The 15177-nt window shown below is 74.2% G+C and carries 10 protein-coding genes; 5 read left to right on the forward strand and 5 right to left on the reverse strand.

Features of this window, described 5'->3' with window-relative positions; all coding sequences use genetic code 11:
• The first annotated feature begins 45 nt into the window (after positions 1-45).
• Positions 46-432 (forward strand): ArsR/SmtB family transcription factor, encoded by a 387-nt coding sequence (locus CSPHI_RS03985; RefSeq protein ID WP_084210233.1) that lies wholly within the window; start codon positions 46-48, stop codon positions 430-432.
• Positions 433-1361: 929 nt separating this feature from the next.
• On the opposite strand, the gene CSPHI_RS03995 is transcribed toward CSPHI_RS03985, so the two are convergent.
• From CSPHI_RS03995 to CSPHI_RS04005, 3 genes are all read right to left on the reverse strand, one after another.
• A complete protein-coding gene (locus tag CSPHI_RS03995; protein ID WP_075691604.1) occupies positions 1362-5075 on the reverse strand; it encodes a multifunctional oxoglutarate decarboxylase/oxoglutarate dehydrogenase thiamine pyrophosphate-binding subunit/dihydrolipoyllysine-residue succinyltransferase subunit in 3714 nt (1237 codons plus the stop codon).
• A gap of 106 nt (positions 5076-5181) precedes the next feature.
• A complete protein-coding gene (locus tag CSPHI_RS04000; RefSeq protein WP_245803347.1) occupies positions 5182-9075 on the reverse strand; it encodes an ABC transporter ATP-binding protein in 3894 nt (1297 codons plus the stop codon).
• Between the two features lie 93 nt (positions 9076-9168).
• Positions 9169-10050: a hypothetical protein gene (locus CSPHI_RS04005; RefSeq protein ID WP_075691606.1), complete on the reverse strand. Its 882-nt coding sequence runs from the start codon at positions 10048-10050 to the stop codon at positions 9169-9171.
• A 234-nt stretch (positions 10051-10284) separates the two neighbouring features.
• Here CSPHI_RS04005 and CSPHI_RS04010 point away from each other — a divergent pair, with 234 nt between their 5' ends.
• The 3 genes from CSPHI_RS04010 to CSPHI_RS04020 all read left to right on the forward strand — a co-directional run bounded on the left by CSPHI_RS04010 (position 10285) and on the right by CSPHI_RS04020 (position 13002).
• Entirely contained in the window at positions 10285-11073 is a 789-nt protein-coding gene (locus tag CSPHI_RS04010; RefSeq protein WP_075691607.1) for an SDR family NAD(P)-dependent oxidoreductase, read from the forward strand.
• A gap of 173 nt (positions 11074-11246) precedes the next feature.
• Positions 11247-12116: a (2Fe-2S)-binding protein gene (locus CSPHI_RS04015; protein ID WP_075691608.1), complete on the forward strand. Its 870-nt coding sequence runs from the start codon at positions 11247-11249 to the stop codon at positions 12114-12116.
• A 97-nt stretch (positions 12117-12213) separates the two neighbouring features.
• Entirely contained in the window at positions 12214-13002 is a 789-nt protein-coding gene (locus tag CSPHI_RS04020; RefSeq protein WP_075691609.1) for a hypothetical protein, read from the forward strand.
• Positions 13003-13020: 18 nt separating this feature from the next.
• Here CSPHI_RS04020 and CSPHI_RS12000 read toward each other — a convergent pair whose 3' ends face one another.
• Together CSPHI_RS12000 and CSPHI_RS04025 are read right to left on the reverse strand one after the other, a co-directional pair.
• Complete coding sequence (locus tag CSPHI_RS12000) at positions 13021-13179, reverse strand: hypothetical protein (RefSeq protein WP_157118474.1); 159 nt, start codon at positions 13177-13179, stop codon at positions 13021-13023.
• Complete coding sequence (locus tag CSPHI_RS04025; RefSeq protein ID WP_075691610.1) at positions 13176-13709, reverse strand: hypothetical protein; 534 nt, start codon at positions 13707-13709, stop codon at positions 13176-13178. The genes CSPHI_RS12000 and CSPHI_RS04025 overlap by 4 nt, the downstream gene beginning before the upstream one ends.
• A 118-nt stretch (positions 13710-13827) precedes the next feature.
• Between CSPHI_RS04025 and CSPHI_RS04030 the strand changes: the two genes are divergently transcribed.
• Complete coding sequence (locus tag CSPHI_RS04030) at positions 13828-15102, forward strand: MFS transporter (protein ID WP_211274683.1); 1275 nt, start codon at positions 13828-13830, stop codon at positions 15100-15102.
• Positions 15103-15177 lie beyond the last annotated feature (75 nt).

The following is a 15177-nucleotide window of genomic DNA, read 5'->3' on the forward strand; positions in this document are numbered from 1 at the left end:
GGACCCGGGCCGGGAGGTGCGCTTTTGTCATGCTAGGCTTGGCTCATGCAGGATTTCGCGCCAGTCTCCGATGATGAGCTCTGGGAACTCCATGAGGATTCCCTGAACCCCGACTCCCCGTACATCGAGATCGCCGTGGAGGTGTTCTCGATGCTCGCGGACATGACCCGGGTGCGCATCGTGCTGGCCCTGCGCGACGGGGAGCTGCCGGTCGGCGAACTCGCCTGCCGGGTGGGCAAGACGCCCACCTCGGTGTCCCAGCACCTGGCGAAGCTGCGCATGGCCCGGATGGTCACCGCCCGCCAGGAGGGCACCCGGGTGTTCTACTCGCTGCAGGACGAGCATGCCGCGAACCTGGTGATCCAGGCCATCTACCAGGCCGAGCACGCCATCGACGGGGACCACCCGCCGCATCAGCGCCCCCGGCGCTGAACCCCCGTCGCGCCGGCGGCGATCCGCGCCCCCGACCGGCCCCCGCCGGCGGGGGCGCAGCCGATCCCGGGGGCGCCGCCGACCGGATCGCGCGGGATCCGCGCCTCCCCGTCGGCGGCCCCGCCGGGGCCGCCGGCGCGCCCGGCGCGGGGGATCGCCGAGCCGGACCCGGACGTGATCCTCTCGGCGACGCTGCGCCGGGAGGAGCCCCGCCCGCGGCCGGCGGGGATCGCGCCGACCATCCTCGCCGGGGCCGCCGGGGCGACCCGGAAGGGGAACCCGCGCCCGGTCGGCGAGGTCGCCGGCCGGCCGGAGGCGGTCGAGGGGCGGGACGCCGGCCTCGAGGGGCGGGCCACGCGCATCGGCGAGCGGGTGCGGGGATGCCGGGCGCCCACCCGCCGCGGGCCACGCCCCCCGGCACCGTTCACGAGGGGGATGACGGGAGCCGGGCGTCCGCGGTCGGCGGCCACGGCGCCCACGGGGTCCTCGACGACGTCGCCGAGACCCCCGGAGTTGACCCCGAATAGGGGGAGGCGAACCTCATTAGCGGATTGATTCGCTAGTCTAACCGTCGTCGCGTCAGTCATAGCGCGGCACGCTAGAAATCCTCCTGCTGGATCCCCGTCGGAGGGCGCCCCGGCGCCCCACCGGCGGGGTTCCTGCATGTCCACGGGGTCAGCCCGTCCGCGATACCCTGCCCCGCGTCCCCGGCGCGCACCGTGATCCGCGATATTGCGGCGAACGGCGTCCCCCGCGTTCGGCCGCCCGCTCGCACCGCCCCCGGGGGCGCGCCGAGGGACGCGCTCCCCCGGCGGCCCGCGCCTGCCGAACCCGGGGGCGTCCCCGGGTGCGGCGGGGCCCCGGTGGACGGCCGCCGGCCCCGACGCCGGATGGCGTCGGGGCCGGGGAGCGCGGGGCCGGGGGAGGGGCTACTCGAAGGCCTGCTCGAGCAGCGCCTTCTCCTCCATGGCGTGCACCTTGGCCACGCCGGTGGCGGTGGAGGACTGGGCGCGGCGGGACACCCGGGTCAGCGGGGGCAGGTCCGGCAGCAGCTCGGGCAGCTGCAGGGCCAGGAAGGGCCAGGGGCCCTGGTTGGCCGGCTCATCCTGCACCCAGCGCAGCTCGGCGTCCGGGTACTGCTCGAGCACCGTCCGCAGCCGGTTGTGCGGCACCGGGTGCAGCTGCTCCAGGCGGACGATGGCCACGTCCTCGCGGCCGTCGGCCTCCTTCTTCTTCGCCAGCTCCCAGTAGATCTTGCCGGAGCACAGCAGCACCGTGGTCACCTTCGACCGGTCCGCGCCCTCGGCGAAGGCCGGGTCGTCGATGACCGACTCGAACTTGGCGGTCTCGGTGAAGTCCGCCACCGCGGACACCGCCGCCTTGTTGCGCAGCATCGACTTCGGGGTGAACACCACCAGCGGGCGGTGCAGATCCGACAGGGCGTGCCGGCGCAGCAGGTGGAAGTAGTTCGCCGGCTCCGAGGGCTGGGCCACGGTGAAGGAGCCCTCCGCGCACAGCTGCAGGAAACGCTCGATGCGCGCCGAGGAGTGGTCCGGGCCCTGGCCCTCGTAGCCGTGCGGCAGCAGCAGCACCAGCTTGGAGGTCTGCCCCCACTTCGCCTCGCCGGAGGAGACGTACTGGTCGATGATGGTCTGCGCGCCGTTGGCGAAGTCGCCGAACTGCGCCTCCCAGAGCACCATCGCCTCCGGGTTGCCCAGGGTGTAGCCGTACTCGAAGCCCATGCCCGCGTACTCGGTGAGCGCCGAGTTGTAGGTCATGAACCGGCCGCCGCGGCCGGCGTCGCGGGCGTAGGCGTCCAGCGGGTTGTACTCCTCCGCGGTCTCCGGGTCCACCAGCACGGCGTGCCGCTGGGTGAAGGTGCCGCGGCGGACGTCCTCGCCGGCCAGGCGCACGATTCGGCCGTCGGCGGCGATGGAGCCCAGGGCGAGCAGCTCCGCGGTGGCCCAGTCCACGTTGCCGGACTTGACCATCTCCGCGCGCTGCGCGGCGACCTTGCGGATCCGCTTGTGGATGGTGAAGCCCTCCGGCGGGTTGCCGTAGTACTCGCCCATCTCCACGAGGGTGGCCCGGTCCACGTTGGTCTCCAGGCCATGCGGCAGCGGCTGCGAGGAGGCGATGCCGGTCTGGTCGCCGGGGTGCGCCCCCTCGGCGGCGCGCACCTCGTTGAACACCGACTCCATCTGGTCGTGGAAGTCGCGGCGGGCGGCCTCGGCCTCCTCCTCTGAGAGATCCCCGCGGCCGATCAGGTCCTCGGTGTACTGGGCGCGCACGCCCTCCTTGCCGTCGATGACGTCGTACATCAGCGGCTGGGTGATCGAGGGGTCGTCGGCCTCGTTGTGCCCGCGGCGGCGGTAGCAGACCAGGTCGATGAACACGTCCTTGCCGAAGCGGTTGCGGTACTCCACGGCCAGCTGGGCCACCCACACCAGCGCCTCCGGGTCATCGCCGTTGACGTGGAACACCGGGCAGCCGTAGGCCTTGGCGAGGTCCGTGCAGTAGTAGGAGGAGCGCCCGGAGTCGGGGGCGGTGGTGAAGCCGATCTGGTTGTTCACCACGATGTTGATGGTGCCGCCGACCTTGTAGCCGCGCAGGTCCATCAGGTTGAGGGTCTCCTGCACGATGCCGAGGCCGGCGAAGGCGGCGTCGCCGTGCAGCAGCACCGGCATCACCGAGTAGCCCTCCTCGCCCTTGTCCAGCAGATCCTGCTTGGCGCGGGCCAGGCCCTCCACCACCGGGTTGACCGCCTCCAGGTGGGAGGGGTTGGCGGTGAGGGTGACGTCGATCTCGCCCTCGCCGAACATCTGGATATGCCGGCCGGTGGTGCCCAGGTGGTACTTCACGTCCCCGGAGCCGCCCGGCTGGGCCGGGTCCATGTTGCCCTCGAACTCGGTGAAGATCTGGGACAGCGGCTTGCCCACGATATTGGCGAGCACGTTGAGCCGGCCGCGGTGCGGCATGCCGATGACCACCTCGTCGAGGCCGGCGCCGGCGGCGGTGTCGATCGCGGCGTCCATCATCGGGATCAGGCCCTCGGCGCCCTCCAGGGAGAAGCGCTTCTGGCCGACGTACTTGGTCTGCAGGAAGTTCTCGAAGGCCTCCGCGGCGTTGAGCTTCTGCAGGATGTACTTCTGCTCGGCGTTGGTGGGCTTGGGCTGGCCGCCCTCCAGGCGGTCCTGCAGCCACTCCCGCTCATCGGCGTCGAGGATGTGCATGTACTCGGTGCCGACCTTGAGGCAGTAGGCGTTGCGCAGCCGGGAGAGCACCTCGCGCAGGGTCATCGACTCCTTGCCGCCGAAGCCGCCCACGTTGAAGGTGCGGTCGTAGTCCCACAGGCTCAGCCCGTGGGTGGCGATGTCCAGGTCCCGGTGGTCCGGGATCTGGGAGCCGGGGGCGTGGAAGCGCAGCGGGTCGATGTCGGCGAGCAGGTGCCCGCGCATCCGGTAGGCCTCGATGAGGCGCATCACCCGGGTGTTCTTGTCGATCCCGGTGTTGGGGTAGTCCTGCGCCCAGCGCACCGGGGTGTAGGGCACGTTCATCGAGGTGAAGATGTGATCCCAGAACTTGTCGTCCACCAGCAGGGTGCTCATGGTGCGCAGGAACTCGCCGGATTCGGCGCCCTGGATGATCCGGTGGTCGTAGGTGGAGGTGATGGTCACCAGCTTGCCCACGCCCAGTTCGGCGAGCCGGTCCGCGGAGGCGCCGGCGAACTCGGCGGGGTAGTCCATGGAGCCGACGCCGATGATCGCGCCCTGGCCCTTGGTCAGCCGCGGCACCGAGTGCCGGGTGCCGATGCCGCCGGGGTTGGTCAGCGAGATGGTCACCCCGGAGAAGTCCTTGCCGGTGAGCTTGCCCTGCCGGGCGCGGGTGACGATGTCCTCGTAGGCGTCCACGAACTCGCGGAAGGACAGGGTCTCGCATTCCCGGATCGCGGCGACCACCAGGGCGCGGGAGCCGTCCTTGCCGGGCATGTCGATGGCCAGGCCCAGGTTGATGTGCTCCGGGGTGACGATGGTCGGCTTGCCGTCGACCACCGCGTAGGAGTTGTTCATGTCCGGGTGCAGCATCACCGCCTTGACCATCGCGTAGCCGATGATGTGCGTGAAGGAGATCTTGCCGCCGCGGGCGCGGGCCAGCTGGTCGTTGACCAGGGCCCGGTTCTCGAACATCAGCCGGGCGGGCATGTCCCGCACGCTGGTCGCGGTGGGGATCTCCAGGGAGATGTCCATGTTCTTCGCGATCGCCTTGGCCACGCCCTTCAGCTGGGCCTGGCCGGCCTCGGGGGCCTCGGCCTTGGCGGCCTTGGCCATCGGGGAGGCCTTGGCCTTCGGCTTCGCCGGGGCCTGCGGGCTGGTCTTGGGCTCCGGGCCCTTCGCCGGGCGGCGGCCGGTCCGCTCGGCCTCGGCGGCGGTGGCGGCGGCCCGCTTGGCCAGCGGCGCCGGGTCGGCGGCGGAGGTCGGGGCCTTCGCGCCGGTGGCGGAGCGTGCTGCGACATCGGCGGCCGAGGTGTTCCGGGTGAAGTAATCCCGCCACTCCTCGTCGACGGATTGGGGATCCTTCTTGAACCGCTGGAAGATCTCGTCGACCAGCCACTCGTTCTGTCCGAAGCTCATGTCGCTGCTCACGGCAGGGTCTCGCCTCATTTCATCTCTAGGTTTCGTCGGTGAGGGGCGTGCGCGTGGGCGGCGCGCGGCGTCCCCGCGGCCGGGGGGTTTGCTATTCCACACAAGACTAGTCGCTGGAACACCGTTCCTCCACGCCCGTTCCTCCGCCATGGTACGTCTTCCACAGCGCGGCGTAGCGACCGCCCGCGGCGAGCAGCTCCCGGTGTGAACCCTGTTCGCGGATTCGGCCGCCGTCGATGACCAGGATCCGGTCCGCCGCGGCGGCGGTGGCCAGCCGGTGCGCCACGATCACGCTGGTCCGGCGGCCGGCGGCGCGGCCGGCGGCGTCGAGGATGGCGTGCTCGGTGGCCGGGTCCAGGGTGGCGGTGGCCTCGTCGAGCAGCAGCAGCTGCGGATCCGGCATCTCCGCCCGGGCCAGGGCGATGAGCTGGCGCTGCCCGGAGGAGAGGTTGCGGCCCCGTTCGCCCACCGGGGCGCGGAAGCCGCCGGGGATGGCGGCGATGGCGCCGAGCGCGCCGACCCGGCGGGCCGCCTCGGTCACCGCCGCCTCATCGGCGTCGGGCACCCCGTAGGCGATGTTGGAGGCGATGGTGCCGTGGAAGAGGTGCGCCTCCTGCGGCACGTAGCCCAGGGTGCGCCGCCAGTCGCGCAGCGGGAAGCCGCGGATGTCCGCGCCGTCGGCGCGCACCGCCCCGGCGGTGGGGTCGTGGAAGCGGGCGAGCAGTTTCACCACCGTGGATTTGCCGGCCCCGGTGGGCCCGACCAGGGCGACGGTCTCCCCGGGGGCGATGGCCAGGTCCAGTTCCGCGAGCACCGCGGCGGCCTCCCCGTAGCGGAAGCCCACCGCGTCGAGCCGGATCTCCCCGGCCGCGGCGGCCGCGGCCCCGGTGCGGGTGCCGTGGTCGGGCACCGTGGAGCCGGTGGCCAGCAGATCGGAGATCCGGGCCAGGCCCACGGTGGCCTGCTGGTAGCCGTCGAAGACCTGGGAGAGGGTCTGCACCGGGCCGAAGAGCATGCCCAGGTAGAGGGTGAAGCTCACCAGCACCCCGGCGGTGGCGGTGCCCTCGGCGATATGGGCCGCGCCCACCCCCAGCACCGCGGCGGTGGTGAGATCGGCGATCAGGTTGATCCCGGGGAAGAAGGTGGCCACCGCGCCCTGGGCGCGCAGCCGCAGCCGGCGGTAGGCGTCGGAGCCGGCGGCGAAGGCGGCCTCCACCGCGGCGGTGCGGTGGTGCATCTGGGAGTTGCGCAGCCCGCCGACGGCCTCCTGGAAGTCGGCGTTGACGGTGGAGATCTGCTCCCGGGCCCGGGTGTAGAGCCGGCTGGAGATCCGGCGGAAGCCGATCGTGGCGGCGGTGACCGCGGGCAGCGCGAGCAGCGCCACCACGGACAGGCCCGGGTCCACGGCGACCAGCATCGCGGCGACCCCGAAGAGGGTGAACACCGCGGTGATGCCCTGGGCCACCCCGGTCTGCAGGAAGGTGGACAGCGCGTCGATGTCCGTGGTCATCCGGGTCATGATCCGCCCGGAGCGCTGGGTCTCGTAGTAGTCCAGTGCCAGGGACTGCAGATGCCGGAAGGAGCGCACCCGCAGCAGGTAGAGCAGCCGTTCCCCGGTGCGGGCGGTGAGGATCCCGGTGGCCCGGCCGGCGGCCCAGCCCACCGCGACGATGGCCAGCCCGGCAACCGAGGCCCAGGCGATTACCTCGGGCCGGCCGGCGACCACGCCCCGGTCCACCACCGCCCCGACGAGCAGCGGGAAGGCCAGGTCCACCCCGGCGGCGACGAGCAGCAGGGCGACCACCCCGGCGATCAGCCCGGGCACCCGGCGCAGCAGCAGCGCCAGGGTGAAGGGCCGGTCCACCGGCAGCGTGGCGGGGACGATCCCGGGATCCTCGGCGGCCTCCGGCAGCGCCCGGATCCGGGCGGCCAGCTCGGGGGTGGCGGGGGTGGCCAGCATCGCCGCGCCGACCCCGCCCATGCCGCCGGGGCCGCCGCCCCGGTTGCCGGTGGGCCCGCCCCCGGTGGGCCGGATCTCCCCGGAGCCGCGGGGCCCGCGCGGCCCGCGGCGGGCGGCGGCCCGGGTCACCCGGTCGGCCTCGTCGAGGGCGGGGTCCTCCGCCGGGGGCCACAGCAGCGCCGGGTCCGGCTCCTCGGCGTCGGCCGGGTCGATGGTCAGCGGGGCGCCGCCGGCCTCGGCCCGCGCCGCCGCGGCGGCGCGGGCCCGGTCCCGCTCGGCGGGGGAGAGGTCCATCAGGGAGGCGAAGGCCGGCTTCCCGGCGAGCTCGGCGCGGGTGCCGTGGGCGGCGGGCCGGCCCCCGTCGAGGACCAGCACGTGATCGGCGCGGTCCAGGGTGGAGGAGCGGTGCGCGATGAGCACCACCGTGGTGTCCGCGTGCCGGGCGGCCAGGGCGTCGAAGATGGCGCGCTCGGTGCCGGAGTCGATGGCCGAGGTGGCGTCGTCCAGGACCAGCACCCGGGGCCGGGCGAGCAGCGCCCGGGCCAGGGCGATCCGCTGCCGCTGGCCCCCGGAGAGGGTCTGCCCGCGCTCCCCGATCGGGGTGTCCCAGCCCCGGGGCAGCTTGTCCAGGAAATCCACCCGGGCGTCCGCCGCGGCGGCGGCGACCTCCGCGTCGGCGGCGGTCCCGCCGGGGGCGCCCATGGCGATGTTCTCCCGGACGGTGCCGGAGACCAGCAGCGGCTCATCGGGCACCACGGTCACCGCCCGGCGCACCGCGTCCCCGGAGGCGGCGGCGAGGTCCACGGCCGCGCCGCCGGCGCCGACCAGCTCCACGGCGCCGGAGTCGGCGACGTGGAAGCGGGCGAGCAGCTCGGTGAGCACCGTCTTGCCCGAGCCCGGCGCCCCCACCACCGCCAGGGTGGAGCCGGCGGGCACCGTCACGGTCACCTCGTCGAGCAGCACGCGCCCGCCGCGGCGGTGCGTCACCCCGGTCAGCCGCAGGCCCAGCGGCCCCTCCGGGATCGGCGCCGGGTGCTCCGGGTCGGGGTGGTCCGGGCCGGTGTCGATGATCTCCTGCACCCGCTCCACCGAGGCGGTGACCAGCTGCAGCGAGATCACCATGTTGGACACCAGCCGGGACAGCGCGGTGAGGGTGGTGAGGTAGGTGGCGAAGGCCACGAAGGTGCCCACCGTGATGTCCCCGCGCAGCGCCAGCGCCCCGCCGGCGGCGAGGTTGGCGACCAGGGACAGCTGCGGCAGGGACTGCAGGGCCGGCTGGAAGCGGGCGGCCATCCGGGCGGCGCGCAGCCGCAGCGCGTAGAGCCGGCGGCTGGCCGCGTCCAGGGCGGCGACCTCCCGGTCCTCCTGGGCGAAGGCCTTGACCACGCGCACCCCGGTGACGCACTCCTCCACGTGGGTGGCCACGTCGGCGGCCTGCTGCTGGGCGGTCCAGGTCGCCGCGTGCAGCGGCCCCCGGGAGCGGATGATGATGGTCACCAGCACCGGCAGCACCGCGATCCCGACCAGGGTCAGCGGCACCGAGAGCATGAGCATCACCCCGAGGGTGAGCAGGATCTTCAGCATGGAGCCCAGGGTCAGCGGCAGGACCGCGAGGATCCCCTGGATGGCCTGCAGATCCGAGATGGAGCGGGAGACCACCTGGCCGGTGCGCATCCGGTCCAGGGCGGGCCCGTCCAGGCGCTGCAGGCTGCGCAGCAGGGCCACCCGCAGATCATGCTGCACGGCCAGGGAGAGCCGGCCGGAGTTGTAGCGGCGCACCCCCTGCACCAGGGCCCGGGCGGTGGCGGTGGCGGCGAAGACCGCGATCACCGCGCCCACCGGGGGCAGCCCCGGCAGCCAGCCGGCGGCGGCGCCGCCGTCCCCGGCGCCGGTGGCCGCGTCGATGGCGTCGCGGGTGAGCAGCGGCAGCACCGTCTCCAGGCTGATCGCGGCGACCGTGGCGAGCACCACGAGGTAGAGGGCGCCGCGGTGGTCCAGGCAGCGCCGGCGCAGCACCAGCAGCGGGGTCGGGGGCTTCACGCAGGTAATCCTAATCGCCCGGGCGGGCGGGGTGCACCGGCGTTTCCCGCCGGCCGGGCGCCGGGCCCGGGCGCGCCGGCGGCCCCGGCCGCGTCAGGCGCGGTCCTCGCCGAGCACCTCGGCGGCGTCGGCGGCCACCGCGCGGGCGTCCACCGGGACCTCCGGATCGGACCCGTCGTCGGGGCCGACGCCCAGGTCGGAGTCGAAGTCCGCGGGCAGCGGGCCCAGCGAGGCCCGGGCCCGGTCGATGAGGGTGCGGCCCATCCTCCGGTTGGCGGTGGCGCCGACCACGGCGCCGATGCCCATCGGCATCAGCTTGCCGATGACCGCGAACTTCGCGGACTTGGACAGCCGCTTGCGGGCCATCTTCAGCATCTGCTTGTTCAGCCCGCCCAGCTGCGGCAGGCCCATCCGGGTGAGCAGGGTGGCGGTGGAGTCCCGGGCGACCCGGTTGCGCAGCCCGTCCTCGCCGATGGTGGCGGCGACCAGGGCGGTGCCGGAGGAGCCGAGGATGGACACCAGGATCAGCGAGCGGCGCCGCTCCGCGGCGTCGATGTCGATGCCGCGCAGCCGGGCCGAGGCCAGGGTGTGCCAGGCGGCGGCCTCGAGGAAGGCCAGGGACTCCACCGCGATGGCGCCCAGGCCGGTGACGAAGCCGATCCCGGGCACCACGGCGGCGCCGCCGGCGGCCCCGCCGGAGCCGGTGACCAAGGTGAGGAACTGGGCGTCGATCCGGTCCTGGATCTGCGCCGGGGTCTCCTCCGGGTGGCGGGCGCGGAGCTTGCGCACGTAGCCGGCGATCATGTCGGTCTGCCAGCTCATCGCGGTGTCCAGGGACTTGATGAGCAGTTTGCCGCTCATCCCGGCGTGGCGCTCCAGGGCGGCCGGGTCGGAGCCGAGGGTGTCGGTGAGCTCCTCGCCGCGGCCGGCCTTCGCCGGGGCGCGGCGGTCGTCGTTCTTTCCGAAGCCGAGCATGGTCTCTCCTGTCTTCCGCCGGGTCGGGGTGCGGGGTCTCGCGCGGTGCGGCCGGGCCCGGCCGCGGCCCGGGGCGGCGGCGCCGGCGGGCGCCGGGGTGCCCCGGGTGACGCGGCAACCCTACCGGGTCGGGCCGGATCCCGCGTAGAATTCCGTTCACCCCAATGGGGGTGGCCGCGGGCCGCCGGATGCGGCGCGGGGCCGTGCCACTTAATCGATGAAGGAGGCAGGATCATGACGGATGCGGACAAGGCCGCCGCGACGGAGGAGACCGGCGGGACCGGGGCGGGCCGGGCGGTGACCATCACCGGCGCCGGGGCCGGGATCGGCCGGGCGATCGCGCTGCGGCTGGCCGACGAGGGATATGCGGTGGTGGTCTCCGACATCGACGGCGACGCCGCCGGGAAGATCGCCGCCGAGATCCGGGACCGCGGCGGCCGGGCCGTCAGCCTGGCCGTGGACGCGAACAGCCCCGAGGACAACCGGGCGCTGGTGCGGGCGGCCATCGACGAATACGGCCGGCTGGACGCGGCGGTGAACAACGCCGGCCTCGGCGCGCCGCCGATGAAGCTCGCCGAGGTCGACGACGCCGCCTTCGACCGGGCCGTCGACGTCACCCTGCGCGGCACCTTCTACGGGATGCGCGCCCAGCTCGAGGCGATGGCGGACGCCGGCGCCGGGGCGGTGGTGAACATCGCCTCCATCGGCGGGCTGCAGGCCTCCCGGCTGCTCGCCCCCTACATCGCCGCCAAGCACGGCGTGGTCGGCCTCACCCAGGTCGCCGCCCTGGACTACGCCGAGCGGGGCATCCGGGTCAACGCGGTCGCCCCGGGGCCGATCCGCACCGCCAGCTTCGCCACCCTGCCGCAGGAGCGGCAGGACGAGGAGGAGTCGGCGGTGCCGGTCAAGCGCCTCGGCGAGCCGGCGGACATCGCCGCGGCGGTGGCCTGGCTGCTCTCCGAGGAGGCCTCCTTCATCACCGGGGTGGTGCTGCCCGTCGACGGCGGCTCCCTGCTCGCCTGAGCCGCCCCGGCCCCGGGATCGGGGAGGATCCCCGCCGCGGCGGCCGGATCCGGCCGGGGCCCCTATCCTCGGAGGCGGGACCCGGTGACGGACCGCCGCGTCAGGAGCGGTCCGCGCCGGGCGCCCCGCGGGGGCGGCGGATCGGGCGGGGACGCGGGAAGGAGGCGGCGCCGATGGGCCGGGAGCAGGCGGTCGCGGCGGCGCCGGAGTACGCCCGGATCCTCGCCGAGGTGCCCTGGCTGGCCGGGGCCATCGCCGGGGACGCCGATGCGCCGGTGCTCACCGGGTCCGGGCTCGCCGCGGCGCTGGCGGACCCGGGCTGGGTGGCGGCGCGGACGGCCGCCGGGGAGGCCATCTTCCCGATGCCGGGGGAGCGGGGGCCGCGGGCGCACGCCCAGCTGTGGTGGTACTCGCTGCTGGGCTCGCTGTGGCGGCCCGCCGCCGCCGGGATCCTGGTCGCCGGCGCCGCCCCGGCCGCCGACTGGGCGGGTTGGTCGATGGCGCTGCGCGAGGGCTTCTGGACCGCCTTCGCCGCCGCCGAGTTCACCCCGGTGCCGGCGGGGCCGGCCGGGCCGCCGCCGGAGGCGGACCCGGTGGCCGGGTACGGGGAGCGCATCGCCGGGATGCTCGCGCCGGCGATCGCGGCGCTGGGGGAGGCCGCCGGGGTGCGCCCGGCGCCGCTGTGGGCGCTGGTCGCCGACGAGGCCGCGGGCGCGGCCTGCGGGGCGGGCAATGAGCTGATGGAGCCCCGGCGCGGGGCCGCGGTGGGCGCGCGCCTGGCCGCGGGCGTGGCCCGGGCCACCCGCGCCGCCGGGGCGCCCGTCCCCGCGCCGGCCCGATTCGCCGAGGTCACCCCCGATTCGGTGGCGGAGCTGGATCCCCTCGCCGGGGTCGGGGAGGAGCCGGACTGGGATGCGCGGGCGGCGCTGGTGCGCGCCAGCTGCTGCATGATCTACCGCTCCCCGGTGGGGGAGCTGTGCGCGTCCTGCCCGCGCCGGGCCCGGCCGGAGCGGGAGGCGCAGTGGATGGCCCGGGCCCTGTAGGGGGTTTCGGTCTACCATGGCGGCCGTACCGGTCGGCCGGCGCGCGACCCGCGCCGCCGGGGGTCCGGCCGGAGCAGATGAGGGAAGGAACCCGCCCATGAGCTTTTTCGAGCAGATCGCCGCGGCGCTGGATGCGGAGGGCATCGAGAGCCGCGTGACCGAGGACGTGCTGCTGGTCCCGATCACCGAGGACCTGGAGGTGCAGTTCGTCACCCTGGACGAGGCCCTGCCCGCCGCGGAGGTCTACGTCGCCGCCGCGGACGTCGACGAGGAGGACGAGGACTTCGAGGCGGTGCTGGTGTCCGTGGTGTTCTCCGTCGAGGACGCCGTGGACGCGGTGGCGCACCATGTGGCCACCGACCGGGTGGTGGCGCTGCTGCGGGATCTGCTCGACGGCGCCGACGACCGCCTGGAGGCCCTCGAGTTCGAGCAGGACCCGGAGGAGGCCACCCTGGTCACCGCCGAGGTCGGCGAGTCCTCCCTGCTGCAGGTGATGGTCACCGCCATCGACAACGTGCCCACCGCGCACGTGCGCTTCGTGGCCCAGGACGCGAACCTGGACGACATCGTGGATCAGGCGATCGAGGAGTTCTGGGACTCCGACACGGAGACCATCCTCACCGACGAGGACCGGCGGAAGATGTTCGCCGACCTCTACGCCGACGCGCAGTCGCTGCGCAACGAGGTGATGTCGCTGGGCTCCTTCACCGACTTCGACAAGCTGGTGGACGCCCTGGCCCTGGTGGTGGATCGGGCCGAGGACTGGGAGGACATGCTCGCCCCGGTCGATGACGGCACCATCGACTTCATCTACGACGCGATCGAGGATGACGAGGACACCGACGCCGACGCCGACGCCGACGAGGACGAGGACCCGGAGGACTGAGCCGGGCGCGGTCCGCGCTCAGGAGGCGGTGACCGCCGGCGGCGGGCCGTAGCCGGCCGCGGGGGCGGGGCGCAGTGGGCGGACGTTGCCGGGCCGGGTGCCCGCCGGCCGGCTCGCCCCGGGCCGATCCCCGCCGGGCCGGGCGATGTCGCCGCGCCGCGGGGCCAGGGCGCTCATGCCGCCCGGCCCGGGGTCGCGAACAGCGCCGCCGGGCTGGGCAGCACGGTGCCCTCCCGGGTGGCCAGCCAGCTGAACACCCGGCCGCGCGCGTCGGCGCCGCGGTCGTGCACCAGCTCCGCCGCACCGGGCGGCAGCATCGCCGCGACCAGCGCCGCGGAGCGGATCCCGGCATGGACCGGGGCGGGGGAGGGGCCCAGCCGGCGGGGCCGGATGGTGACGCCCAGCTCATGGGCCAGCACCGGGGCCCCGTCGACCGCGGCCAGCGCCGGCTCATGCCGGGCGAGCCGGCCAAGCAGCGCCCGGGGCAGTGGGGCGGCCCGGGTGCGCAGCCGGGCGACCAGCTCCGGGGCATCGGGCAGCACCAGGTCATGGCGGCCGGCCAATCCGGCCCGGCGGCCCGCGGGGTGGCGCAGCAGGGTGTGCGCCAGCGCGAGATCGTGGCCCAGCTCCTCCCGGTAGCGGGAGGTGAGATCGGCGACATCGGGCGGGGTCCTGGGAATCCGGGGCAGGGGGCGTTCGTTGCTCATGGCGCCGAGGCTATGGCCGGCCCGGACACGTCCACGACCGGATGTTCGAATACATCCCCTATAAGTGCCGTGGTTTTCATCCGGGTTCTTCGCTATGGTCGGGAACGTTATTGTTGATATGACATCAGGAGGTCGGGGAGTGCGGTGGACGCGGCGCGGCCGGCGGGCGGCGGGGGAGCGGGCTGAATCGATCCCGGTCCCGCACGAGATCTGGGTGCTGGTCTCCGCCGCGTTCATCATCGCCCTCGGCTTCGGGCTCATCGCCCCGATCCTGCCGCAGTACGCCCGCAGCTTCGACGTCACCGTCTTCGCCGCCAGCTTCGTGGTCAGCTCCTTCTCCATCATGCGGCTGTTCTTCGCCCCGGCGTCCGGCACCCTGGTCAACCGGCTCGGCTACCGCAGCACCTACCTGACCGGGCTGTCCATCGTCGCCGCCTCCACCCTGCTGGTCGCGGTCGCCCAGAACTACTGGCAGCTGCTGGCCTTCCGGGCCCTCGGCGGCATCGGCTCGACCATGTTCACCGTCTCCGCGATGGGCCTCATCGTGCGCATCTCGCCCCCGGAGATCCGCGGCAAATGCTCCGCCACCTACGGCAGCGCCTTCCTGCTCGGCAACGTCTTCGGGCCCATCGCCGGCGCCGCCATGGTGCAGTGGGGGATGCGGGTGCCCTTCCTCATCTACGGTCTCGCCCTCATCGCCGCCACCCTGGTGGTGGCCATCCGGCTCTCCCCGGAGGCGCTGCGCCAGCGGGTGCCCCGGCGCACCAGCCCGGTGATGACCTTCCGCCAGGCCATCGCCGACTCCGCCTACCGGGCCAACCTCGCCTCCGGCTTCGCCAACGGCTGGTCCAACTTCGGGGTGCGGGTGGCCATCATCCCGCTCTTCGCCGCAGCCACCTTCAGCCGCGGTGCCGCCGTCGCCGGGTTCGCGCTGACCCTGTTCGCCCTCGGCAACATCATCGCCCTGCAGTTCTCCGGCTCCCTCTCCGACCGGATCGGCCGGCGCCCGGTGCTGCTCACCGGCCTGCTCATCAACGGCCTGTTCACCGGGGTGATGGGCTTCATGCACGCCGACCTGGCCGTGCTCGCGGTCTCCGCCGCGGCCGGGTTCGGCGCCGGCATGATCAACCCCGTGCAGCAGGCCGTGGTCGCCGACGTGATCGGCGCCGAGCGCCAGGGCGGCGCCGTGCTCGCCAACTACCAGATGGCCCAGGACCTGGGCTCCATCGCCGGCCCGCTCATCGTCGGCGCCATCGTGGACGCCGCCGGCTTCCGCGCCGGCTTCCTCGCCTGCGGGGCGATCACCTTCCTCGCCGCCGGCATCTGGCTCACCGGCCGGGAGACCAACCGCCCTCCAAGCAGGTCAGGTATCGTTAGAGGCAGCCTCTACTAGCTGGCTATCCGCCTTAGATTTGCCTGGGGCTCCACGGCTCGCAGTGTCTGCTGGCCAGGCAAATCCCCGAGGTTC

Source organism: Corynebacterium sphenisci DSM 44792 (assembly GCF_001941505.1).
In the GTDB taxonomy this organism is placed as follows: domain Bacteria; phylum Actinomycetota; class Actinomycetes; order Mycobacteriales; family Mycobacteriaceae; genus Corynebacterium; species Corynebacterium sphenisci.